25 protein-coding genes are annotated in these 23,430 nt (G+C 68.8%); 17 read left to right on the forward strand and 8 right to left on the reverse strand.

The genetic code is table 11. The features are described 5' to 3' along the window. Positions 1-262: 262 nt before the first annotated feature. From LBN7_RS19220 to LBN7_RS19230, 3 genes are all read left to right on the forward strand, one after another. Positions 263-535: a hypothetical protein gene (locus LBN7_RS19220; RefSeq protein ID WP_116634888.1), complete on the forward strand. Its 273-nt coding sequence runs from the start codon at positions 263-265 to the stop codon at positions 533-535. Between the two features lie 80 nt (positions 536-615). Then, entirely contained in the window at positions 616-879 is a 264-nt protein-coding gene (locus tag LBN7_RS19225) for a hypothetical protein (protein ID WP_116634889.1), read from the forward strand. Continuing rightward, the gene (locus LBN7_RS19230) at positions 876-1,331 is read left to right on the forward strand and encodes a BLUF domain-containing protein (protein ID WP_407360536.1); all 456 of its coding nucleotides are present in this window, start codon (positions 876-878) and stop codon (positions 1,329-1,331) included. The genes LBN7_RS19225 and LBN7_RS19230 overlap by 4 nt, the downstream gene beginning before the upstream one ends. On the opposite strand, the gene LBN7_RS19235 is transcribed toward LBN7_RS19230, so the two are convergent. Genes LBN7_RS19235 through LBN7_RS19245 form a run of 3 tightly spaced genes read right to left on the reverse strand, consistent with a single transcriptional unit; the run spans position 1,313 to position 4,179 of the window. Continuing rightward, positions 1,313-2,377 (reverse strand): NAD(P)/FAD-dependent oxidoreductase, encoded by a 1,065-nt coding sequence (locus tag LBN7_RS19235; protein WP_407360537.1) that lies wholly within the window; start codon positions 2,375-2,377, stop codon positions 1,313-1,315. The two genes, LBN7_RS19230 and LBN7_RS19235, sit on opposite strands and share 19 nt — an antisense overlap. Before the next feature lie 5 nt (positions 2,378-2,382). Continuing rightward, complete coding sequence (locus LBN7_RS19240) at positions 2,383-3,732, reverse strand: cryptochrome/photolyase family protein (protein WP_407360538.1); 1,350 nt, start codon at positions 3,730-3,732, stop codon at positions 2,383-2,385. A 51-nt stretch (positions 3,733-3,783) separates the two neighbouring features. After that, a complete protein-coding gene (locus LBN7_RS19245) occupies positions 3,784-4,179 on the reverse strand; it encodes a hypothetical protein (protein WP_116634893.1) in 396 nt (131 codons plus the stop codon). 117 nt (positions 4,180-4,296) lie between these two features. Here LBN7_RS19245 and LBN7_RS19250 point away from each other — a divergent pair, with 117 nt between their 5' ends. From LBN7_RS19250 to LBN7_RS19265, 4 genes are all read left to right on the forward strand, one after another. Further along, complete coding sequence (locus LBN7_RS19250; RefSeq protein ID WP_407360539.1) at positions 4,297-5,070, forward strand: GIN domain-containing protein; 774 nt, start codon at positions 4,297-4,299, stop codon at positions 5,068-5,070. A gap of 33 nt (positions 5,071-5,103) precedes the next feature. Continuing rightward, entirely contained in the window at positions 5,104-5,463 is a 360-nt protein-coding gene (locus LBN7_RS19255) for a YnfA family protein (protein ID WP_341945373.1), read from the forward strand. Between the two features lie 122 nt (positions 5,464-5,585). Next, positions 5,586-7,511 (forward strand): threonine--tRNA ligase, encoded by a 1,926-nt coding sequence (gene thrS / locus LBN7_RS19260; RefSeq protein ID WP_407361734.1) that lies wholly within the window; start codon positions 5,586-5,588, stop codon positions 7,509-7,511. Between the two features lie 27 nt (positions 7,512-7,538). Beyond that, positions 7,539-8,072: an HIT domain-containing protein gene (locus LBN7_RS19265; protein ID WP_116634897.1), complete on the forward strand. Its 534-nt coding sequence runs from the start codon at positions 7,539-7,541 to the stop codon at positions 8,070-8,072. Positions 8,073-8,206: 134 nt separating this feature from the next. Here LBN7_RS19265 and pdxY read toward each other — a convergent pair whose 3' ends face one another. Together pdxY and LBN7_RS19275 are read right to left on the reverse strand one after the other, a co-directional pair. Further along, positions 8,207-9,058: a pyridoxal kinase PdxY gene (gene pdxY / locus LBN7_RS19270; protein WP_341945375.1), complete on the reverse strand. Its 852-nt coding sequence runs from the start codon at positions 9,056-9,058 to the stop codon at positions 8,207-8,209. A gap of 46 nt (positions 9,059-9,104) precedes the next feature. After that, positions 9,105-10,409, reverse strand: coding sequence for an aminotransferase class I/II-fold pyridoxal phosphate-dependent enzyme (locus LBN7_RS19275; protein WP_116634899.1), 1,305 nt, complete (start codon positions 10,407-10,409; stop codon positions 9,105-9,107). A gap of 90 nt (positions 10,410-10,499) precedes the next feature. Between LBN7_RS19275 and pdxS the strand changes: the two genes are divergently transcribed. Together pdxS and pdxT are read left to right on the forward strand one after the other, a co-directional pair. Beyond that, positions 10,500-11,393 (forward strand): pyridoxal 5'-phosphate synthase lyase subunit PdxS, encoded by an 894-nt coding sequence (pdxS, locus tag LBN7_RS19280; RefSeq protein WP_341945376.1) that lies wholly within the window; start codon positions 10,500-10,502, stop codon positions 11,391-11,393. Further along, the gene (pdxT, locus tag LBN7_RS19285) at positions 11,383-11,991 is read left to right on the forward strand and encodes a pyridoxal 5'-phosphate synthase glutaminase subunit PdxT (RefSeq protein WP_407360540.1); all 609 of its coding nucleotides are present in this window, start codon (positions 11,383-11,385) and stop codon (positions 11,989-11,991) included. Before pdxS ends, pdxT begins: the two co-directional genes overlap by 11 nt. Here pdxT and LBN7_RS19290 read toward each other — a convergent pair. Together LBN7_RS19290 and LBN7_RS19295 are read right to left on the reverse strand one after the other, a co-directional pair. Next, entirely contained in the window at positions 11,988-13,367 is a 1,380-nt protein-coding gene (locus LBN7_RS19290) for a pyridoxal phosphate-dependent decarboxylase family protein (RefSeq protein ID WP_407360541.1), read from the reverse strand. The genes pdxT and LBN7_RS19290 overlap by 4 nt on opposite strands. A 44-nt stretch (positions 13,368-13,411) precedes the next feature. Then, the gene (locus LBN7_RS19295; protein WP_407360542.1) at positions 13,412-14,098 is read right to left on the reverse strand and encodes a dienelactone hydrolase family protein; all 687 of its coding nucleotides are present in this window, start codon (positions 14,096-14,098) and stop codon (positions 13,412-13,414) included. Between the two features lie 88 nt (positions 14,099-14,186). On the opposite strand from LBN7_RS19295, the gene LBN7_RS19300 reads away from it, so the two are divergent. The 8 genes from LBN7_RS19300 (at position 14,187) to LBN7_RS19335 (ending at position 22,828) form a co-directional block, all read left to right on the forward strand. Continuing rightward, complete coding sequence (locus tag LBN7_RS19300; protein WP_116634904.1) at positions 14,187-14,948, forward strand: YebC/PmpR family DNA-binding transcriptional regulator; 762 nt, start codon at positions 14,187-14,189, stop codon at positions 14,946-14,948. 46 nt (positions 14,949-14,994) lie between these two features. Next, complete coding sequence (ruvC, locus tag LBN7_RS19305) at positions 14,995-15,555, forward strand: crossover junction endodeoxyribonuclease RuvC (protein WP_341945379.1); 561 nt, start codon at positions 14,995-14,997, stop codon at positions 15,553-15,555. Between the two features lie 27 nt (positions 15,556-15,582). After that, positions 15,583-16,203, forward strand: coding sequence for a Holliday junction branch migration protein RuvA (gene ruvA, locus LBN7_RS19310; protein ID WP_116634906.1), 621 nt, complete (start codon positions 15,583-15,585; stop codon positions 16,201-16,203). Further along, on the forward strand, positions 16,196-17,221 hold the full coding sequence (ruvB, locus tag LBN7_RS19315; protein ID WP_341945380.1) for a Holliday junction branch migration DNA helicase RuvB: 1,026 nt from the start codon (positions 16,196-16,198) through the stop codon (positions 17,219-17,221). The genes ruvA and ruvB overlap by 8 nt, the downstream gene beginning before the upstream one ends. Before the next feature lie 75 nt (positions 17,222-17,296). Beyond that, on the forward strand, positions 17,297-17,695 hold the full coding sequence (gene yajC / locus LBN7_RS19320; RefSeq protein WP_341945381.1) for a preprotein translocase subunit YajC: 399 nt from the start codon (positions 17,297-17,299) through the stop codon (positions 17,693-17,695). Between the two features lie 55 nt (positions 17,696-17,750). Then, positions 17,751-19,517: a protein translocase subunit SecD gene (gene secD, locus LBN7_RS19325; RefSeq protein ID WP_116634909.1), complete on the forward strand. Its 1,767-nt coding sequence runs from the start codon at positions 17,751-17,753 to the stop codon at positions 19,515-19,517. Further along, positions 19,517-20,506 carry a protein translocase subunit SecF gene (secF, locus tag LBN7_RS19330; protein WP_116634910.1) on the forward strand — a complete coding sequence of 330 codons (990 nt, stop codon included), beginning with the start codon at positions 19,517-19,519 and terminating at the stop codon, positions 20,504-20,506. The genes secD and secF overlap by 1 nt, the downstream gene beginning before the upstream one ends. A 69-nt stretch (positions 20,507-20,575) precedes the next feature. After that, positions 20,576-22,828, forward strand: a complete 2,253-nt coding sequence (locus LBN7_RS19335) for a bifunctional (p)ppGpp synthetase/guanosine-3',5'-bis(diphosphate) 3'-pyrophosphohydrolase (RefSeq protein WP_116634911.1) — start codon at positions 20,576-20,578, stop codon at positions 22,826-22,828. On the opposite strand, the gene LBN7_RS19340 is transcribed toward LBN7_RS19335, so the two are convergent. Continuing rightward, complete coding sequence (locus LBN7_RS19340) at positions 22,815-23,366, reverse strand: type IV toxin-antitoxin system AbiEi family antitoxin (RefSeq protein ID WP_165808038.1); 552 nt, start codon at positions 23,364-23,366, stop codon at positions 22,815-22,817. The two genes, LBN7_RS19335 and LBN7_RS19340, sit on opposite strands and share 14 nt — an antisense overlap. Positions 23,367-23,430: the final 64 nt, after the last annotated feature.

The following is a 23,430-nucleotide window of genomic DNA, read 5'->3' on the forward strand; positions in this document are numbered from 1 at the left end:
GAACTGCACCCCGCCGAAGCTCTGTCCGCCTCGTCTGAGGGCTCCGTGGTTCACTTCTCGCCGCCCGACGACGAGTGGTATTCGATCACCGTCGGTGCGTCCGTCTACTCCTCGGTGAGTGTCCGCTCGGCGAGCTTCACACCGGACGAGTGGCGTTGGAACAACGGCGGATGGTTCGACACGAGCGATTGCTGCTCGATCGAGGAGTGAGCAGGCGCTGAGTACGCGCCGAGCGCTTCGACGCCTCGCCTAGGCTGGGTGGATGCTCGCTGCCCTGATCCGCCCCGCTGAGAAGAAGACCGCGACCGTCGAGGGTACGGACATCCCGGAGCTCCGGGCGCAGCTTCTCGCCCAGGCTCCGGCGGGCTGGGACATGGCGACTGCTCACGTGGAGATGAAGCCCGGCGGCATCCGCATCGTCGAAGGGCGCTTCCAGCGGCGCGACGAGCCTCAGGAGATCGAGGCGGACGACATGGCGGCCCTCGAGGCCAAGGTCCCCGAGGGCTGGCAGATGCTGTCGGTGCGCCGCGTCTGAGCGCGTCGGCGCTTGCCACAGCGGACGTCGGCTGCGCAAGGGGGAAGCGGAATATCGCTCCCTCCTCATAGTGTTCACGGGTGAACGATCCTCACTCTGCTTCCTCCGACGTCCTCTGGGCGTGCGTCGAGGAAGGATTCCATGTCGGCAGCCGCAGCGGAGACTTCCTGGGCTACGTCGATCGGCAGCCTGATGGCGCCTACGCCGCCTTCGACGCGCGCTCGCGGGCGCTCGGCAGCTTCGCGACCCTCGACGGCGCCACTGCCGCGGTGTCCTCGTCGCGCGCCGTGGTCTCGCCGGACGACGGCACCGACGAGCAGCTGAGGGGAGTGGTGCAGCTGTGAGCACGGACGACACCACGCTTCTCTCGCTCGTCTATACGAGCAAGGCCGCTGCGCCCTTCCGGGAGACGGCTCTCACGCACCTGCTCGAGCAGGCCAGGAGCCTCAACGGTGCACGCGACATCACCGGGATGCTGCTGTACCGAGGCGAGCGATTCATCCAGGTGCTCGAGGGTCCTGCCCATGTCGTGCGCCGACTGGCTCGCACGATCGGCCAGGATGTGCGTCATCGCGATATGCGGATCCTGATGGAGGAGCCGATCGAGGAACGGCAGTTCGAGGACTGGACGATGGGCTACCGCACCCTCCAGGGTGATCGCGATCATGCCCCGGCGGGGTTCCGCGATTCCTTCGCCGACCTCGAGGATGCCGATGAGCGATCGACCACGCTTCGCGCGCTGGCGGAGCTCAGCCTGTGGTTCCGGGTGCGTGCGGGTCAGACCGTCGACGCCTGAGGCGCCCGCAGCCGTCCGTCGAACCGCGTCGGACGGAAGCGCGCCAACTCGGGCGCAGCAACGGAGGTCGTGAGTTCGTCTGCGACGAGCCTTCCGATCGTGGCCGCGAGGCAGACACCGGGGTGTGCGACGGCGACGTGAAGCCCCGGGATGCGGGTGGCGCCGACGGCGGGCTCTCCGTCGCTCGTCATCGGGCGCCAGCCGACCTCTGCACTGAGCAGACGGACGTCGTCTGCGCCCTCGAACGAATCGATCAGCAGTCGTCGGGCCGTCTCGCCCGTGGCCAGCAGCGATTCGGCCGAGTCCTCGCCGGCGTAGCCGTGCGGCATCAGGATCGTGCCGTCCGGGCTCTGCCTGGCCTCGAACTCGTCGTTCGCGACGATGTGCCCGATGAGTCCCGGCTCTGCCCAGAGGCGAACCATGACCGCGGGAGCCGCCGGCAGGGGAAGGCTGACGCCGACCGAGCTGCAGAGCGCGGCAGATCCGGTCCCGGCAGCCACGATGACGTTCGTCGCTCCCAGCACGACGTGGCCGAGGTCGACGCCGATCACGCCCGCGACCTCGCCACGGATCAGTCGCAGCACGGGCGCTCCGAGCCGGATCTGCGCCCCGCGATGTCGGGCGGCCTCGATCAGCTGCTCCGTGACGCGAACGGGATCGATCCACCCCTCCTCGGGGCTGAACCGAGCGGACGAGGGAAGATCAGCGAGCCGTGGTTCGACGTCGATCGGCGGCTCGATCGCCTCTGCGCGGCCGAACTCCTCACCCCAGGTGAGCGCTCCGGACCAGACCAGCCCGAGTCCCGGGATCTCCTCGCCGAGGCGTCTCCAGTCCTGCACCGAGAGATCCCTGAGCCCGAAGGCCGGCCCGTCGGGGCCGCCGTTGCCGCTGATCCAGGCGAACGAGTGCCGGGTCGCGCCGGACGCGGGAAGACCCGCATCGACAACGGTCACCGCCGCTCCGCGTGCAGCGAGGTGGTAGCCGATCGAAGCCCCGATCACGCCGGCACCGATCACGATGGTGCCGTGCATCTCCCAAGGTCGCACGGCCGTCACCTCTCGCTTCGCGACCCGCGCTTGACCTCGTCGTAGGCGGCGAGCGCTGCCTTCCGCGTCTCGCCGAGGTCGACGATCGGCTCCGTCGGGGCATCCGATGCCCACTGTGCGACGTAGAGGCCCTGGGGGTCGAACTTCCTCGCCTGCAGCTCGGGGTTGAACACGCGGAAGTACGGCGCAGCATCTGCCCCGGACCCTGCGACCCACTGCCAGTTGAACGGGTTGCTCGCGTCGTCGGCGTCGACGAGCGTGTCCCAGAACCATTCCTCGCCGAGCCGCCAGTCGATCAGCAGGTTCTTCACGAGGAACGACGCGGTCACCATTCGGACCCGGTTGTGCATGTAGCCCGTGTGCCAGAGCTCGCGCATCCCGGCATCCACCAGTGGGATCCCCGTCTCGCCGTGCTGCCAGGCGTCGAGCTGCGACGGATCGAGCGGCGGCCAGGGGAACGCGTCGAATTCGCGCCGCAGATTCTTCGTCGCGAGATCCGGCGAGTGGTACAGCGTGTGCCAGGCGAACTCCCGCCAGCCGAGCTCCGAGAGGAAGCGGCCAGCTCTGTCGACGCCGACCGCCTCATGCCAGACCGTGAAAGGGCTCAGCTCGCCCCAGCGCAGACGCGGCGACAGAAGCGACGTGGCGCCGGCCGACGGCTGGTCGCGGGCGCTGTCGTAATCGGGAAGGTCGCTCTCGAGGAACTCCCTCAATCGCCGGCGCGCGGCCGGTTCACCCGGCTCCCACGTCTCGCGAAGGCCCGCCGCCCAGTCCGGCGCCGTGGGGAGGAGCTCCCAGTCATCGAGAGCGTCGGATGCCGGGACCGGCGTCGCGCCGGGAACCTCCCGCGGTTCCGGAAGCGGGGCACGGGGCGCGGGGAGCGCGAGGCACGCACGCCAGAACGGCGTGAACACCGAGTAGTGCGTGCCACCGCCCGTCGTGACGGTCCATGGCTCATGCAGCAGCGACGCGGCGAAGGAGGCGACCGTCACGCCCTCTTCGCGCAGGGCCGACTTGATGCCGGCATCGACATCCCGTTCCGGACCGCCGTACCTGCGGTTCCAGAACACGGCACCCGCCCCGGAATCCGCGACCAGGTCGCGGACGATGCGGTCGGCCGCGCCCCGCCGCAGGATCAGTTCTGCTCCACGCTCCTGCAGACGCTCCGCGAGCGAGGCGAGCGAATGATGCAGCCACCAGCGCGAGGCGCCGCCGAGGGCACGGATGCCGTCGGACTCCTCGTCGAGGACGAACAGCGCGATGATCGGCTCACCGAGATCGAGCGCGGCGCGCAGGGCAGGATTGTCTGCCAGTCGAAGGTCGTCGCGGAACCAGACGATCGAGGGAGAGGACATGGCCCCATTGTCTCTGACCCCGGCGACGATGCGTGCCCGCCGCGGTGGCTTTCAGCGACGGCGAGCCGGTTCGTCGTTCGTCGCCCAGAGGGCCCAGAGCACGAGCACCGGCTGCAGGAAGAGCCGCCCGAGCCGTCGAGCATCCGTGTCGAGCCCCGGCGTCGAGCGGCGCGTCTGCCACTGATGGATGTTGCCGGGGAGGACGGCGACGAAGAACGCGGCGGTCGCCCAGCCGATCCGGCGTCGTTCGCGGGGGAGCGCGATCAGGCCGGCGGACAGAGCGATCTCGGCGGCACCGGAGGCGAGGACGATGTCGTTCTTGTCGAGCTTCGTCAGCTCCACGGCCCAGTCCGGGACGACGACGCGGAACCCGCGGGTCGACGTGAAGTGCATGACGCCGATCGCGCCGAGCGCGATCGCGAGGATCCATCGGGCGACTGCTCTCATTCCCTCACGGTACGTGATCGGGCGGCATCCTGCCGTCGCCCGCCCCTACCGAGGTGTGAGGCGACATCGATACTCCCGTAGCTGTCGGCGGCGCGCGCCGGAATCTACGCTGAGGCCATGCGCTCACGTCTCGTCCGCCCTTCCGCCATCGCCCTGCTCGTCGTCTCCGCTTCCGCGCTGACGGGGTGCGCGGCGTTCGATCCGGGCCCGGTCGTCACTCAGAACCGAGAGATGACCGACGTCGCCGCGGTGGAACTCGACACCTCCGGCGATCTCACCGTCACTCTGGGCACGACGCCCTCGTTGACCGTGACCGCCGGCGAACGCGTGATCGACAGCCTCACAGCCGATGTCGTCGACGGAGTGCTGCAGCTCGGGATGGAGGGTGAGCCGATGCTGCGGAACGGACAGATCCGGTACGAGCTCACGGTGTCATCGCTCGAGTCCCTCATCGTGCTCGGGTCGGGCGACGCCTCGATCGATCTCTCTGCAGCGACCGCTCCCGCGGTCACCGTGCGGGGCTCGGGTGACGTCGACGTCACGGGCATCGACGCCGCGACGGCTGTGTTCCGGATCGACGGCGCCGGCGAGATCGTCGTCCACGACGTCACGATCGACGAGCTCACCGTACGTATCGACGGTTCCGGCGGGGTCGAGATCGATGGCACGGCGCACAGGCAGGACATCGCGATCAACGGCGCCGGCTCCTACGCGGCCGAGGCTCTGCGCAGCGTGGACGCACTCGTCTCGATCCGCGGCTCGGGGAGCGCGGACGTGAGCGCCGACGGGGATCTCGCGATCATCATCGACGGCAGCGGCGACGTCACGTACGCGGGGGATGCCCGCGTCGCCCAGGACATCTCCGGCTCCGGAGACATCACACGACGCTGACGATCCGACGCGTGAGGCTGACACACTGGCGTGATGACCGTCTTCCGCATCGTCGTTCTGTTCGTCCTCGCGGCCCTCGCCGAGATCGGCGGCGCCTGGCTGATCTGGCAGGCGGTGAAGGAGGATCGCGGCTGGATCTTCGCGGTCCTCGGCGTGATGGCGCTCGGCGCCTACGGATTCATCGCGGCCCTGCAGCCGGACGCGAACTTCGGTCGAGTGCTCGCCTCGTACGGCGGGATCTTCATCGCGGGTTCGCTTGCCTGGGGGATCATCGTCGACGGCTTCCGGCCGACCGTGTGGGACTGGGTCGGCTCATCAGTCGCCCTCGTCGGTGCGGCGATCGTCATCCTCGCCCCGACCGCCTCGAACAGCGCATCCGATGCCGTCGTCTGACGGTCCGCAGCGCCTGGGCGTACCGGTAACCTGGGTAGTGACCCAGATGGAGAGTTTCTGTGCCTGAAAACGCCCGGCCGCACGATGGCTTCGCCCTGTTCACCGATCGAAACGTCGTCGCCATGCGCGTCAACGGCGACCTCAAGGATCTCGCCACGACCGTGACGGATGCCGACGAGGTCGAGCCGGTCACGATCGACAGCGCCGACGGGCTGAACATCCTCCGCCACTCGGCCGCGCACGTGCTCGCGCAGGCCGTGCAGCGGATCAACCCGCAGGCGAACCTCGGCATCGGCCCGCCCATCACCGACGGCTTCTACTACGACTTCGGTGTGGAGACCCCGTTCACCCCCGAGGACATCAAGGCCATCACGAAGGAGATGCAGCGCATCGTCCGCGAGGGACAGCGTTTCGTCCGCCGCGTCGTGACGGACGACGAGGCTCGCGCCGAGTTGGCCGATGAGCCGTTCAAGCTCGAGCTGATCGGACTCAAGGGCGGGAAGGAAGCTGCCGAGGGCGCCTCCGTCGAGGTCGGCGAGGGCGAGCTCACGATCTACGACAACACCACGCGCGACGGCGAGGTCGTCTGGAAGGACCTCTGCCGCGGACCGCACCTGCCGAACACCCGCATGATCGGCAACGGCTGGGACCTCACCCGCATCGCCGCCGCCTACTGGCGCGGCAGCGAGAAGAACCCGCAGCTGCAGCGCATCTACGGCACGGCGTGGCCCACCAAGGACGAGCTGCGCGCGTACCAGCATCGCCTCGAGGAGGCGGCCAAGCGCGACCACCGCCGCCTCGGCAAGGAACTCGATCTGTTCTCGTTCCCGGAGGAGATCGGCTCCGGCCTCTCGGTCTGGCACCCCCGCGGCGGCATGATCCGCGGCGAGATGGAGCAGCACGCCCGCAAGCGCCACATCGAGGGCGGCTACACCTACGTGTACACGCCGCACATCTCGAAGGAAGACCTCTTCCTCACCTCGAACCACCTCGTCACGTACAAGGAGGGCATGTTCCCGCCGATCGTGATGGACGAGGAGCGCGACGACGAGGGCAACATCACCAAGCAGGGCCAGGACTACTACCTGAAGCCCATGAACTGCCCGATGCACATCCTCATCTACAAGGAGCGCGCGCGCAGCTACCGCGACCTGCCCCTGCGGTTCGCCGAGAACGGCACGGTCTACCGCAACGAGCTCTCCGGCGCGCTGCACGGCCTGACCCGCGTGCGCGGCTTCACCCAGGACGACTCCCACCTGTTCGTCACCCCCGATCAGCTCGAGGACGAGGTCGCGAAGGTCCTCGATTTCATCCTGTCGATGCTGCGCGATTTCGGTCTGACCGACTTCGAGCTGGAGCTGTCGATGAAGGACGACGAGAAGTCCAAGTGGATCGGCTCGGACGAGTTCTGGGAGTCGTCGACCGACGCGCTGCGCCGTGTCGCGGTGGCATCCGGTCTCAAGCTCACCGAGGTCCCCGGCGAGGCGGCCTTCTACGGCCCCAAGATCGACCTCAAGACGCGAGACGCGATCGGCCGTACCTGGCAGCTCTCGACCGTCCAGGTCGACCCGAACCTGCCCGAGCGCTTCGACCTGGAGTTCATGGACAAGGACGGCCAGAAGAAGCGTCCGATCATGATCCACCGAGCGCTGTTCGGCTCGATCGAGCGGTTCTTCGCGATCCTGCTCGAGCACTACGCCGGAGACTTCCCGGTGTGGCTCTCGCCCGTGCAGGTCGTGGGCATCCCGGTCGCCGAAGAGTACGCCGACTACCTCGGCGAGGTCATCACCACGCTCCGGAACTCGGGTGTGCGCGCCGAGCTCGACACCTCGGACGACCGGATGCAGAAGAAGATCCGCAACCACACCACCGGCAAGGTGCCCCTGTTGCTGATCGCGGGGGAGCAGGACCGCGCCGCCGGCACCGTCTCGTTCCGCTACCGCGACGGCACGCAGGAGAACGGCGTCCCGATCGCGGATGCCGTCGACCGCATCCGCGCGGCGATCGACTCGCACGCACTCGTGCAGACAGCAGGGGACCTGGCGTGACCCTTCGACAGGTGCAGGGATCCAGCGGTGGCTGAGCTGGAGGATGCCGGGCGCCTCGTCGGCGTGCCGGACGAGTTCCAACGGCTGTGGACCCCGCACCGGATGGCGTACATCCAGGCGGGGCCGGAGCCGCTGCGCGACGAGTGCCCGTTCTGCGAGGCGCCGAAGCATGCGGATGCCGATCGATTGATCGTCGCGCGCGGGGAGACGGCCTACGTGCTGCTGAACCTGTTCCCGTACAACTCCGGTCACCTGCTGGTGTGTCCGTATCGCCACATAGCGACGTACGACCAGGCCACGCCCGAAGAGGTCGCCGAGATCGGTGCGCTCACGCAGACCGCGATGCGCGTGCTGCGGGACGTGTCGCGCTGCGACGGGTTCAACCTCGGCATGAATCAGGGCGCCGTGGCGGGCGCCGGCGTCGACGGCCACCTGCACCAGCACGTCGTGCCGCGGTGGACGTCGGACGCCAACTTCTTCCCGATCATCGCCAAGACCAAGGCGCTGCCGCAGCTGCTCGGCGAGGTGCGCGAGGCCGTCGCGGACGCCTGGCCGCGCTGACCGCGTTTCGTCTCGTCGCTTCGCCCCTCGCTCGACGACCGGCGGATGCGGGGTCGCTGAGCCTGTCGAAGCGTCTGCCCTTCGACAGGCTCAGGGACCCGAGGTCCTCAGGGACCCGACGTCGGGTCTGACGCTCAGCGCACCTGGCGCGCGGTGAACTGCATCCGAGGGTTCGCGTAGAACTCCTGGGCCTCGACGAGCTGCAGCTCGCGCTCTCCGGAGTCGAGCGTCGCCTTGAGCAGGTCGTAGACGCTGGATGCCGTGCGCTCGAGCGCGACCTGCGCGCTGCCTGTCTCGACATAGTGCGCGGTGAACAGCGCAGCCGTGACGTCGCCGGAGCCGTTCGCCTTCATCGGCAGATGCGGCGTCTGCACGATCCAGGCGCCCTGGTCGTCGACGGCGAGCATCTCGATGGTTCCCTCTTCGCGGTCGGGCCGCTCGACGCTCGTGACGAGCACCGTCCGGGGGCCCATCGCGCGGGCGAGGTCGACCGAGGCGAGAGTCGACTCGAGCGTGTCCGGCTCGGTGTCGGTGAGGAACCCGAGCTCGAACTGGTTCGGCGTGATGATGTCGGCCACCGGCACCACGCGCTCGCGCAGCAGCACCGGGATCGCCGGCGCGACGAAGCACCCGGACTTCGCGTTGCCCATGACGGGGTCGCACGCGTAGACGGCGTTCGGGTTGGCGGCCTTCACGCGCGCGACGGCGTCGATGATCACGTCGCCGATGCCCTCTCCGCCCTGGTAGCCGCTGAGCACCGCATCGACCTGCCCGAAGACGCCGCGCTCCTCGATGCCGGTGATGACCTCGCGCACGTCGTCGGGCGCGATCAGCGGTCCTCGCCACGCGCCGTATCCGGTGTGGTTGGAGAAATTCACCGTGTAGACGGGCAGCACCTCCACGCCGATGCGCTGCAGCGGGAACACTGCTGCGGAGTTTCCGACGTGACCGTAGGCGACGGCCGACTGGATGGAGAGGATCTTCATTCTCCGATCCTTTCATTCAAGGCGGCCCGGTGTCCGCGGCGGGTGGTCAACGCACGGCGGCGACGAGGTCGGCGACGAGCGTCGCGGCATCCTGGTCGTCGAGGTCGTGCACGGTGAGGCGCAGGTGGTGGGAGGGCTCGGCGCGATCATCGAGGGCGAACTCGTCGCCGGTGCGGGCGAGCCAGCCGCGCCGCATCAGGCGCTCGGCGACGATCCTCGCGGGCTGCGGCAACTCGACCCAGAGGCTCAGCCCATCGGATGCCGGCGCCTCGATGCCCTGTTCCCGCAGACGCGCGGAGAACGCGGCGTTCCGCTCCGCGTAGTGGGCGGCTGCGGCGGCGACCTCGGCGGTCACCGCCTCGTCCGTGAGCTGCGTCAGCGCGAGGCGCTGCAGCAGATGGCTGACCCAGGTGGTGCCGGGGCTCAGACGCATCGCCAGCCGCTCGGCGGTCTCGGCGTCGGTCGCGGCGATCGCGAGGCACATGTCGGGCCCCAGGAACTTCGACACCGAGCGCACGAGGGCGAACCGGCGGTGCTCCGGACCGATGAGCGACTCGTAAGGCCGCTGCGAGAGCATCGAGAAGTGATCGTCCTCGATGATCAGCACGTAGGGGTGATCGGCCAGCACGGTCCGGAGCTCGGCTGCGCGCGCGGCGGAGAGACTCGCGCCGGTCGGATTCTGCGCGCGCGGTGTGCAGATGACGGCACGGACACCCGCGTCCAGCGCCGCGCGCAGCCCGTCGACCGTCATGCCCTGCTCGTCCACCGGCACAGCGACGGCACGGTAGCCGCCGAGCCGCACGGTATGGATGCTGGCGAGGAAGCACGGATCCTCGAGGGCGACGGCGTCGTCGCGCATCAGCGCCTGCGCCAGAAGTCGCTCGACCGCATCGACGGCGCCGCTCGTGATCGTCACGCGGAATGCGGCGTCGAGATCGGCTGCCACCCACTTCCGCGCCCAGTCGTCGAGATCGCGGTCGATGACGGGCTCGCCGTAGAGCACGGGGCGGCTGGCGATGTTCATCAGTGCGGGGGAGGGATCGGGGATCAGCCGCGGATCCGGATTGCCGGTGCCGACGTCGCGCAGCACGGTGTCGGCGGCGTAGCCCTCCTGCGGGACGGATTCATGGCCGGTGACGACGGTTCCTGCACGACCGCGCGAGATCACCAGGCCCGCCTGGGCCAGCTGCCGGTAGGCGGCGACCGCGGTGTTCCTGTTGACGCCGAGTCGTGCGGCGAGCTCGCGCACGGGAGGCAGCGGGCTGCCGGGACGCAGGATGCCACGGTCGCGGAGTCCGCGCACGCTGTCGGCGATGTCGGCCGCCGTGGTTCCTGTGATCTCGTCGCTCATGTGCCCTCCGGACCGATTCTAGGTCGTTTCGGACAGTGCTATGTTTGGCCTAGATCAATCCAGACTTTGGTGCACCCGACAGGAGTCCTCATGACCGACCAGACCACCACCGGATCCTCGCGCGTCAAGCGCGGCCTCGCAGAGATGCTCAAGGGCGGCGTCATCATGGACGTCGTCACCGCGGACCAGGCGAAGATCGCCGAGGATGCCGGCGCCGTCGCCGTCATGGCGCTCGAGCGCGTTCCGGCCGACATCCGTGCGCAGGGCGGCGTCTCGCGGATGAGCGATCCCGACATGATCGACAGCATCATCGACGCCGTCTCCATCCCGGTGATGGCGAAGGCGCGCATCGGGCACTTCGTCGAGGCGCAGGTCCTGCAGGAGCTCGGTGTCGACTACATCGACGAGTCGGAGGTGCTCTCGCCGGCCGACTACGTAAACCACATCGACAAGTTCGGCTTCACGGTCCCCTTCGTCTGCGGCGCCACCAACCTCGGTGAGGCTCTCCGCCGCATCAACGAGGGTGCCGCGATGATCCGCTCGAAGGGCGAGGCCGGAACCGGCGACGTCTCCGAGGCGATGAAGCACATCCGCAAGATCCGAGGCGAGATCGCCGCTCTGACGGCCCTCCCGAAGGACGAGCTGTTCGTGGCGGCGAAGGAGCTGCAGGCGCCGTACGACCTCGTCGCCGAGATCGCCGAGACCGGCAAGCTCCCCGTGGTGCTCTTCGTCGCGGGTGGCGTCGCGACGCCGGCGGATGCCGCGATGATGATGCAGCTCGGGGCCGACGGCGTGTTCGTGGGCTCGGGCATCTTCAAGTCCGGAAACCCTGCCGAGCGCGCGAAGGCGATCGTGAAGGCCACCACGTTCTTCGACGACGCGAAGGTCATCGCGGAGGTCTCGCGCGGCCTCGGCGAGGCGATGGTGGGCATCAACGTGACCGATCTGCCCGCTCCGCACCGCCTCGCCGAGCGTGGCTGGTAGTCCCAGGGTCGGCGTCCTCGCGCTGCAGGGCGACGTGCGCGAGCACGCCGCCCTGCTCGCGGAGCTGGGCGCCGACGTCACGCTCGTCCGCCGCCCCGAGGAGCTGGCGGCCGTCGACGGCCTCGTGATCCCGGGTGGCGAATCCAGCGTGATCGACAAGCTGTCCCGGATCTTCGGGATGCAGGAGCCGATCCGAGCCGCGATCGCCGCGGGGATGCCGATGCTCGGCACCTGTGCCGGACTCATCATGCTCGCCGACACGGTCGTCGACGCGATCGACGGGCAGGAGTCGTTCGGCGGCATCGACGCCGTGGTGCGGCGCAACGCCTTCGGCAGGCAGGTCGAGTCCTTCGAGGCCGAGCTCGCCGTCGCGGAGCTCGGACCGGATCCGGTCAAGGCCGCCTTCATCCGCGGTCCCGTCGTCGAATCCGTCGGACCCGCCGCGGAGATCCTCGCGGCGCTGCCGGACGGACGCGTCGTCGCCGTCGAGCAGGGCGGCCTGCTCGGGCTGAGCTTCCACCCGGAGATCACGGGGGAGACCCGCTTCCATCGGCGGTTCCTCGACCGGGTACGCGCCGTCACCGCGGCAGCCGCCTAGATCGCGACCAGTCTGCGGATCGCCGCGACCGTGAGCTCGATGTCGCCGGGGGTCGTCGCCCACGACGACATCGAGCAGCGCAGCGACGCCCTCCCGCGCCACTCCGCGCCCGTGACGGCTGCCGTCCCGTCGTGCAGGATCGCCTCGCCCAGCGCCCGGGTCGCGGCATCCGATCCGGCCCGGAACATGACCTGCGTGTAGTCGACCTCGTTGAGGACCTCGATCTCCTCGATCGAGGCGAGACCCGCCGCCATCGCGACCGCGTTCTCGTGCAGGCGGTCGATGAGGCCCGCGACCCCGGAGCGTCCGAGGCTCCGCAGTGCCGCCCAGGCCGGCACACCGCGGGCGCGACGCGAGAGCTCGGGCGTGACATCCCAGGGATCGAGGCCGGAGTAGATGAGGTAGTCGCCGCCGGTCCGGAACGCCGCGATCGAGTCGGCAGGGTCGCGCACGATCGCCATTCCGCAGTCGTAGGGCACGTTCAGCGTCTTGTGCGCATCGGTCGCCCACGAATCCGCCTGCTCCATCCCGGTGGTGAGCCGACGCAGGTCTTCGGATGCCGCGGCCCAGAGCCCGAATGCGCCGTCGACGTGCACCCAGGCTCCGTGCTGCTTCGCGAGGGGGATCAGCGCCTGGAAGTCGTCGAACGCCCCCGTGTGCACCTCACCGGCCTGCAGGCAGACGATCAGCGGTCGCTCGCCGTCACCGAGCGCGCGCTCGAGGGCATCCGGCCGCATCCTGCCCTGATCGTCGGAGTCCACGACCGTCAGCTCCGCGCGCCCGATGCCGAGGAAGCGCGCGGCGCGGTCGATCGAGCCGTGCCGATCCGCGCCGACGACGAAACGCAGCGGGGGAGCGTCTCGCACGCCCCTCTCTGCGATGTCCCATCCCGCGCGCGCCATGACCGCGTGACGCGCGGTGGCGAGGCAGGTGAAGTTCGCCAGCTGACCTCCCGTGACGAAGCCGACACTCGCGGATGAGGGGAGCCCGAACAGTTCCAGCATCCATCCACCGGCCACACGTTCCATCGCGACGGTCGCGGGTGTGAGCGTGGACGAGCCGGAGTTCTGGTCCCACGCGGAGACGAGCCAGTCCGCGGCCAGGGCGGCCGGATGCGTGGCACCGATCACGAAGCCGAAGAAGCGGCCGCCGGGGATGGCAACGAGACCGGGCTCCGCGTGCTCCGCCATCTCGTCGATCACCTGTGCCGGGTCGGTGCCGGCCGCCGGCAACGGTCCGCCGAAGGCAGTCAGCATCTCGTCGAGGGCCGCCCGCGGCCAGACCGGTCGGTCGTCGAGCGTCCCCAGGAATTCCGTCGCACGGCGGTGTGCGGCGTTGAGCGCACGGGTTCTGTCGTCGAGGCCACTCTGGTCCATGGGGTCAGGACTACACCCGCGAGCCGTCGCGCACCAGACGATGATCAGTCGACGCGTCGGTGGGAGAGCAGCCACTCGTAGAACCGGGGATCCTCGTACGTCTCCGTCCAGGAATCGTGGCCGACGCCCGCGTAGCTCGTGAACCGCACGTCGGCGCCGAGTGACCGGAGTTCGCCCACGATCTGCTCCGTGGCGGAGATCGGCACGACATCGTCGGCGTCGCCGTGGAACGCCCAGACCGGCAGGTTTCGGATCGGCGCAGCACTCTGCAGCCACAGCCCGCCGCAGATGGGGGCGATGGCGGCGAACCGATCGGGGTAGCGCACCGCCAGGCTCCAGGTTCCGTAACCGCCCATGCTGAGTCCGGTGACCGCGATGCGCGCCGGATCCACGCGGTGCGCCGCCACGGCCTCGTCGAGCAGCCCGGCCAGCGTCGAGAGCTCTGCGACCCACTGACTCGACTCGGGGCACTGGGGGGTGACGAGGATGAAGGGGAAGTCTCGGCCGGCATCCGCCAGCTTCGCCGGGCCGTGCAGCGCGGCGAGGTCGAGGTCGGAACCCCGTTCGCCCGAGCCATGCAGGAACAGCACGAGCGGCCAGCGCCTGTCCGGGTCGGCGTCGTAGTCGTCCGGCAGATGGACCAGATATCGCAAGGTGTCGGCTGGTGTCGGTTCGTCGTCGCGCACCTCGGATGAGCGGAGGACCGGGGTGATGTGTCGGGATCTGCGCATATCTCCATCCTGTGCCACTCGCGCGGTTCGTTAGACTTGACGATGCCCTGGGTGCGAACTCCGGGGCGGATACGACGAGCGGAGACTAATGTCCGGGCATTCCAAGTGGGCGACCACGAAGCACAAGAAGGCCATCATCGACTCCCGCCGGGCGAAGTCGTGGGCCAAGCTCATCAAGAACATCGAGGTCGCGGCCAAGCTCGGCGGCGCTGACCTGGCCGGAAACCCGACACTGTTCGACGCGGTGCAGAAGGCGAAGAAGACCTCTGTCCCCAAGGACAACATCGACCGCGCGGTGAAGCGCGGTGCGGGCATCGGCGGCGAAGCCGTCGAGTACCTGTCGATCATGTACGAGGGGTACGGCCCCAACGGCGTCGCCCTGATGATCGAGTGTCTGACCGACAACAAGAACCGCGCGGCCGCTGAGGTGCGCACGGCTCTGAGCCGCAACGGCGGCACCCTCGCCGACCCCGGCAGCGTCGCGTACAACTTCAGTCGCAAGGGCGTCATCGTCGTCGGCTCCGAGGGCACGACCGAGGACGACGTGATGATGGCGGCGCTCGAGGCGGGTGCGGAGGAGATCGAGCCGCACGCCGAGGGGTTCGAGGTCATCACCGAGGCACATGATCTGGTCGCGGTCCGCAGCGCGCTGCAGGAGGCCGGGATCGACTACGAGTCCGCCGACGTCGAGTTCGTCCCGAACCTCAAGGTCGAGATCGACGCCGACACCGCTCGCAAGATCTTCCGTCTCATCGATGCGCTGGAGGACAGTGAGGACGTGCAGAACGTGTTCACGAACTTCGACCTCTCGTCCGAGGTGCAGGCGGAGCTGGAGAACGACGACGCCTGAGGCGAGCCTGACGCTCCTCGTCCGGCGTCCGGCTTAGCCTGGGGGAGTGACCTCCTCCCTGCGCGTCCTCGGCATCGATCCCGGCCTCACCCGGTGCGGGATCGGGGTCGTCGACGTCGACCGCTCCCGCCGCGGGACGCTTGTGCACGTGGGGGTCATCCGCTCGTCTCCGGATGCCGAGATCGGCGACCGTCTCGCGATCGTCGCAGCCGGCATCCGCGAGGTGATCGCCGAGCATCGACCGGATGCCGTGGCTGTCGAGCGCGTGTTCGCGCAGCAGAACACCCACACCGTGATGGGCACGGCGCAGGCGAGCGGCGTCGCGCTGCTGATCGCGGCGGAATCCGGGCTTCCCGCCGCCACGCACACGCCGAGCGAGGTCAAGGCGGCGGTCACGGGGTACGGCTCCGCCGACAAGCGCCAGGTGCAGGCCATGATCGCCCGCATCCTCCGCCTGGACGCCCCGCCGCAGCCGGCGGATGCGGCGGATGCTCTCGCGATCGCGCTGTGCCACGCCTGGCGCCGGGGAGGTGCGGTCGCCACGCAGGGGGCGCTCACACCGGCGCAGCGCGCCTGGGCTGCCGCAGAGCGTGTCGCTCGAACATAGCTACGAGTGACGCCGTAGGCTGAGGGGATGATCTCCTCTCTGCACGGCGTCGTCCTGCACACGACGCCCGACCAGGTCGTCGTCGAGGTCGGCGGCGTCGGCTTCTCCGTGGCCGTCCCGACCGATGTGGCTCACACGGCGACGGTGGGAGAGCGGCTCCAGCTGCACACCAGCCTCATCGTCCGCGAGGACTCGCTCGCGCTGTACGGGTTCGCCGAGCGCGACGAGCTGGAGATCTTCGGGTTGCTGATCAGCGTCACGGGCGTCGGTCCGAAGTCGGCGCTGGGCGTCCTGTCGCATCTGACGGTCGATCAGATCGCCGAGGCCGTGACGTCCGAAGACGATGCACCTTTCCGGCGCGTGTCCGGCATCGGACCCAAGACGGCCAAGCTCATCGTGCTGCAGCTGGCCGGCAAGGTCCATCCGACGTCGACGCCGAAGCGGACCGCGGCATCGGCCGGCACCGATGTCGTGTCCCAGGTCGCTGCCGCGCTCGTGGGCCTCGGCTGGTCCGAGCGCGTCGCCACCGAGGCGGCGACGCAGACCGCTGCCGATGCGACGGATGCCGAGCGCGGCTCTGTCGCGTCGCTCCTGCGGCGCACGCTCGCCGTGCTGGGACCGGCTCAGGGAGGCCAGGCGCGTGTCTGACGCCCGCGATGCCACCGAGCCCGTCGACGACACCGAGCTCGCGATCGAGGGCGCACTGCGCCCCGCGAGCCTCGACGAGTTCGTCGGTCAGCAGAAGGTCCGCGGGCAGCTTCAGCTGCTCCTGGAGGCGGCCCGCATCCAGAGCCGACCCGCCGATCACATCCTCCTCGCCGGCCCTCCGGGTCTCGGCAAGACTACGCTCGCGATGATCGTCGCGCACGAGAGCGACCGACCGCTGCGACTGTCCAGCGGGCCCGCGATCCAGCACGCCGGCGATCTCGCCGCGCTCCTGTCGAGCCTCGTCCCCGGCGAGGTGCTGTTCATCGACGAGATCCACCGGATGGCCCGCTCCGCGGAGGAGATGCTGTACCTCGCGATGGAGGACTATCGCATCGACATCATGGTCGGCAAGGGCGCCGGCGCGACCAGCATCCCGCTCGAGCTCGCGCCGTTCACGCTGGTCGGTGCGACGACCAGGTCGGGTCTGCTGCCCAATCCGCTCCGCGACCGCTTCGGGTTCACCGGACACCTCGAGTTCTACGACGAGCGAGAGCTCGAGCAGGTCATCGAACGGTCGGCGATCGTGCTGGGCGTGGAGATCCCCCGGGACTCGCTCGCCGAGATCGCCCGACGCTCCCGGGGCACACCCCGCATCGCGAACCGCCTGCTCCGGCGGGTGCGCGACTATGCCCTGGTGCACGGCGACGGCTCGGCGACGATCCACGACGTCCGCGCCGCGCTCGAGCTCTACGACGTCGACGCGATCGGTCTCGACCGGCTGGATCGTGCCGTGCTGGAAGCACTCGTCCGGAGGTTCCGCGGCGGCCCTGTGGGACTCAGCACGCTCGCCGTCGCGGTCGGAGAAGAGGGCGAGACCGTCGAGAGCGTCGTGGAGCCCTACCTCGTCCGCATCGGCTTCCTCGGACGGACACCGCGGGGCAGGGTCGCCATGCCGGAGGCGTATGCGCACCTCGGAGTGGCCCACCCCGACGGGGCGCTTCGCCTTGATGACCTATAATCGCTGAAGACTTCCCCCCGGATACCTCTGTGCGCCCAAAGGCTGGTGCGTGCACCTGAGAAAGGCGCTTCCCCCATGCCCATGGAATTCATCCTCTTCGGCCTTCTGGCCGTTCTCCTCGTCTTCATGATCTTCAACACGCGCAAGCGCACGAAGCAGATGAAGGCTGAGCAGGAGGAGAAGGCGACCAAGACCGTCCCCGGCGTCAAGGTGCTGCTGCAGGGCGGGATCTACGGGACGATCGTCGCGTACGACCCCGAGGACCTCGATTCCCCGGCGCTCGTCGAGATCGCTCCCGGCACCATCATCGAGGTGCACAGCCAGGCCATCCTCCGCATCGTGGAGCCCAAGGACGTCGTCGAGGAGCCCGCGGTCGTCGAGGACGACGTGGTGGCCACCGAGACCGATGCTCCCGCGATCGAGACCACCGAGGAGACGCGTGCGCGTCTCGAGCGGGACGCAGACGACAAGTAAGACCGCCGCCAGCGCTGCCTCTCGCATCTCCGGCATCTCAGAAAGCTGAACACACGTGGCTTCATCCTCTCCGGTCCGTCACGCCTGGCGGGTCCTCCTCGGCCTGCTCCTCGTGACGGGCGTGCTCTTCGGCATCAACTCGCTGGGCGTCTACCTCATCAAGGACGGCAACGGGGAGGCGGCGAGCTCGTGGACGCCGGAACTCGCCCTCGACCTGCAGGGCGGCACGCAGATCGTCCTGAGCGCCGAGACCGAAGACGGCGCTGCCCCCTCGTCTGAGCAGCTCGACCAGGCCGCGGCGATCATCCGTCAGCGTGTCGACGCATCGGGTGTCGCCGAGGCCGACATCACGACCGAGGGCGGACAGAACATCGTCGTCCAGATCCCCGGTGTCGCCGACGAGCAGACCCGCGAGCGGATCCAGTCGAGTGCTCAGCTCGAGTTCCGCCCGGTGCTGGCCACCAACGCGGCCACCACGGACTTCGTCGGCGAGGACGGCAACTCCACGCCGTTCCCGTCGCCCGATCCGTCGCTCAACGCGACGCCGACCACCGAGCCCACCGACCCCAGCGACCTGGCCTGGGTGACCGAGAAGCTCGCCGCGGAGTTCCAGGCGTACGACTGCGCCAACCCGGACAACGACCCGGCGCGCGCGCCGAAGGACGAGCCGCTCATCGCGTGCTCGCCCGACGGAGCCCAGAAGTACCTGCTCGGCCCGGCCGAGCTCGACGGCACGGCCATCACCGACGCGGCCGCCGGTCGCGACCCCAAGTCGGGAGCCTGGCTCGTCCAGCTCACGATGAGCGGCTCCGGCGGAGACGCCTTCGGCGTCGTCAGCACGCGCCTGAACCAGAACCGCATCGACGGACTGTCGCCGCGGGACCAGTTCGCGTTCGTGCTCGACGGCAGCGTCCTCAGCGCCCCGCGGATGAACGGCGTGATCCTCGACGGTCGCCCGAGCATCTCGGGCAGCTTCACGCAGGAGAGTGCGACGACCCTCGCGGACCAGCTGAAGTTCGGCGCTCTGCCGCTCAGCTTCACCGTGCAGAGCTCGGACACCATCTCCGCGACCCTCGGAACGCAACAGCTGCAGATCGGCCTGATCGCCGGCCTCATCGGACTCGCGCTCGTGGCCATCTACTCGCTCATCGTCTATCGAGCGCTCGGCTCGGTGATCATCGCCTCGATCGCCGTGATGGCCGTGCTGACCTACATCATCATCTGCATCCTGGCCTGGCGACTGGGCTTCCGCCTGTCGCTCGCCGGCGTCGCGGGTCTCATCGTGTCGATCGGATTCACCGCCGACTCGTTCATCGTCTACTTCGAGCGAATACGAGACGAGCTCCGCGACGGCAAGTCGATCACCTCGGCCGTGGAAGACGGCTGGGGTCGCGCCAAGCGCACGATCTACATCTCGAAGTCGATCAACATCCTCGCGGCGGTCGTCCTGTACATCCTCGCGGACTCGACCGTGAAGGGCTTCGCGTTCACGCTCGGCCTCACGACCCTGATCGACGTCTTCATCTTCGTGATCTTCACGCACCCCGTGATGCAGCTCCTCGCGCGAACGAGATTCTTCGGCGGGGGACACAGGCTGTCCGGTCTCGACCCCGAGGCGCTCGGCGCGGTCTACCGCAGTCGGTCGCAGTTCCGTGAGGTGTCGACCGTCACCACCGGCCGCGGGGCGAAGAACGCCCGCGCGAGAGGTGAGGCCGACCGTCGTCAGACGATCGCCGAGCGGAAGCGCGCAGAAGCCCTGGCGGGGGAGAGACCTGCCAACGCCGACAGTTCGACCAAGGGAACCGGGGAGGGAGACGCCTGATGCCTTCCATGAATGAGTTCGGCAACAACCTGTACTCGGGAAAGACCTCCTTCCCGTTCGTCGGCAAGCGCCGGCTCTGGTTCATCATCGCGATCGTGCTCGTCGTCGGCTCGGCGCTCGTGCCGCTGATCCGCCCGATCCAGTTCTCGATCGAGTTCACCGGCGGGTCGCAGTTCACGGTGCAGGCACCGGACAGCCTCGACCAGGAGGCGGCGACTGCCGCCGTGCAGTCGGTCGTGCCTGGCGCGGCCACCAAGGTCGTGGTCGTGAGCGACCGCGACATCCGGGTGCAGACCGATCAGATGAGTGCCGACGAGACGCAGCAGGTCGCTGCGGCCCTCGCTGACGCGTACGAGGTCGATGCCGCCGACGTGACGTCGTCGTTCATCGGTCCGGCCTGGGGTGAGAACGTCACCAAGCAGTCGCTGTGGGGCCTGGCGATCTTCCTGGCGCTGACCTTCCTCATCCTCGCGATCTACTTCCGCACGTGGAAGATGTCCGCCGCGGCGATCATCGGTCTCCTGGACGTGCTCGTGATCACGGTCGGCGTCTACGCGCTGGCCGGCTTCGAGATCTCGCCCGCGGCCGTGATCGGCTTCCTGACGATCCTCGCGTACTCGCTGTACGACACCACGGTCGTGTTCGACAAGATCCGCGAGAACACCACCGAGGACGGGGAGAAGTCCGCCCGGCTGTTCGGAGAATCCGTCAACCTCGCCGTGAACCAGACGCTCGTGCGATCGATCAACACCTCGGTCGTCGCGGCTCTGCCCGTCGGCGCGGTGCTCTTCATCGGCGCCTTCTGGCTCGGCGCCGAGTCGCTCACCGACATCTCGCTCTCGATCTTCGTCGGCATCCTCGTCGCGACGTACTCGACGCTGTTCGTCGCCGCTCCGCTCTACTCGCTGTTCCGCGAGAACGAACCGCAGCTGAAGGAGCGGGACGCCCGCATCCGCGAAGCCCGCAGCAAGGCGTCCGTCGACGCCTGATCGTTCCCTCTCGCGGGAGCTCGTCCCGCACAGCACGCGTAAGATGAGAAGATTCGGGAAGGTGAGTGGATGGCGGAGCCGCAGACGTCGTCGCAGGGATCCAGTCTGCGACGACTGGTGCCCCGCATCTTCTCGCGCGCGTCCAGGATCAACGACCTCGACAACCTGATCCGCACCGTCCGTGCCAACCACCCCCGAGGTGACTTCCCGGTCATCGAGCGCGCCTACGCGGTCGCCAAGGAGAAGCACGAGGGCCAGAAGCGTCAGAGCGGCGAGCCGTACATCACGCATCCGCTCGCGGTCGCGCAGATCCTCGCCGAACTGGGGCTGGGCCCGCGGGCGATCGCCGCAGCCCTGCTGCACGACACGGTCGAGGACACGGGCTACGCGCTGACCGATCTCACGGCCGAGTTCGGCGACGAGGTCGCGATGCTGGTCGACGGCGTCACCAAGCTCGACAAGGTCAAGTACGGCGAGAGCGCTCAGGCCGAGACCGTCCGCAAGATGATCGTCGCGATGTCGAAGGACATCCGCGTGCTCCTGATCAAGCTCGCCGACCGCCTGCACAACGCGCGCACCTGGGGTTTCGTCCCGCCGGAGAAGGCGGCGAAGAAGGCCAAGGAGACGCTCGAGATCTACGCGCCGCTGGCCAACCGACTCGGCATCCAGGCCATCAAGTCCGAGCTCGAGGACCTCTCGTTCGCGGTGCTGCACCCGAAGATCTACAACGAGATCCACAGTCTCATCGCGCAGCGGACGCCGCAGCGGGAGAAGTATCTCGGCCAGGTCGTCGAGGAGATCGACGAGGATCTGCGCGATCTCCGCATCCGCGGCAAGGTCGTCGGACGCCCGAAGCAGCTGTACTCCGTCTACCAGAAGATGGTGATCCGGGGTCGCGAGTTCGACGACATCTACGACCTGATCGGGATCCGGGTGCTCGTCGCCTCGGTCCGTGACTGCTACGCGGTGCTCGGTGCGATCCACGCCCGGTGGACGCCGCTGCCCGGCCGGTTCAAGGACTACATCGCGACGCCGAAGTTCAACCTGTATCAGTCGCTCCACACCACGGTGATCGGGCCAGCGGGTCGCACGGTCGAGATCCAGATCCGCACGCACGAGATGCACCAGCAGGCGGAGTACGGTGTCGCCGCGCACTGGATGTACAAGGAGCGGATGAACGGCGGCGGCAAGACCGAGGTCCGCGCCTCCGACACCGACATGGCCTGGCTCGCCCACATCTCCGACTGGCAGGCCGAGACGGCCGACCCGGGTGAGTTCCTCGACTCTCTGCGCTTCGAGATCGGCGCCAAGGAGGTCTACGTCTTCACGCCGAAGGGGCGTGTGATCGGTCTGCCGTCCGGTGCGACACCCGTGGACTTCGCGTACGCCGTGCACACCGAGATCGGCCATCGCACGATGGGCGCGAAGGTCAACGGACGCCTCGTGCCGCTGGAGTCTGAGCTGAAGAGCGGCGACGTGGTCGAGGTGTTCACCTCGAAGAACCCGGATGCCGGCCCCAGTCAGGACTGGCTCGGATTCGTGGCGAGCACCCGCGCACGGAACAAGATCCGCGGCTGGTTCACGAAGGAGCGTCGCGAAGAGGCGATCGAACAGGGCAAGGAGGCGATCGCTCGGGCGATGCGCCGGCAGAACCTGCCGCTGCAGAAGCTGATGAGCCAGGATTCCTTCGCGGAGGTCGCCCACCAGCTGCACTACGAAGACGTCTCTGCCCTGTACGCCGCCGTCGGTGAGGGACACGTCTCGACGCAGTCCGTCCTGGAGAAGGTCACCGCGCTCGTCGCGGCGAGCGACCCGGCGACCGGCACCATCGACCTTCCCGGGAGCGTCCCCACCCGCGAACCGCGTTCGGGCGACTCGGGCGTCCTGGTCCGCGGAGCCGCCGACATCCTGGTCAAGCTCGCGAAGTGCTGCACCCCGGTTCCGGGCGATGCGATCGTCGGCTTCGTGACGCGCGGCAGCGGCGTCTCGGTGCACCGTGCGGACTGCGTCAACGTCAAGGCGCTGAGCGCCGAGCAGGACCGCTTCGTCGACGTCTCCTGGGCGCCGACGACGAAGAGCGTGTTCCGCGTGCAGATCCAGGTCGAGGCGCTGGATCGCTCCGGTCTGCTCTCCGACGTGACGAGGGTGCTCAGCGAGCACCACGTCAACATCCTGTCGGCGACGGTCACGACCAACGACGAGCGCCTCGCGCTGAGCCGGTTCGTGTTCGAGATGGGCGATGCCGTGCACCTCGATCGCGTGCTGAACGCGGTGCGGAGGATCGACGCGGTCTACGACGTGTACCGCGTCACCTCGTCCTGAGGTCCAGACGCTCCAGCGCCGCGAGACCCACGCGGCTCCCCGGCACGCGTCGGAGGGAGCGGAGCACGGGTGCCGTCTCCGCGGGGAGTCCGGGGCGGAGCAGCGCCAGGCGCTCCATCCACGCCTGCATCCGGGGATCCCTGTGCAGGGCGGTGGCGAGATCGAGCATCGTGCGCGCGGGCGTCGAGACGGCGATCCCGCCGATCAGCTGCATGTCGGGTGCGGGCAGCACCGTGTCGTGGAAGACGAGGCGCGCGCTCGTGCGCGGACGAAGGCGTCGGTCCACCGCGCGCTTGACGTGGTGGACCGACGGGGCCGCATCGCCGGCGCCGTGGATCCACGCCGCCGTCGGTCCCGACGCCGCTGTTCCCGGATGCACGAAGACGGCGACGGATGCCGCGCGGAGATCGGCTGTCTCGACCAGGTCGGCCGGCGCATAGGCCTCGCCGATCTCGAACACGTGCCCGTCGATGCGGGCGGCACTCAGCTCCGCCTGGCTCAGGCGGGCGCCGGGCACATACAGGAACGCGGGGTGCATCACGCCAGTGTGGCGTGATGCACCCCGCGTGCGAGCGATCGCGGTCGACCTGTGGAGAACCGGG

The sequence above is a fragment of the Microbacterium sp. LBN7 genome, assembly GCF_045690345.1.
Taxonomy (GTDB): Bacteria; Actinomycetota; Actinomycetes; order Actinomycetales; family Microbacteriaceae; genus Microbacterium.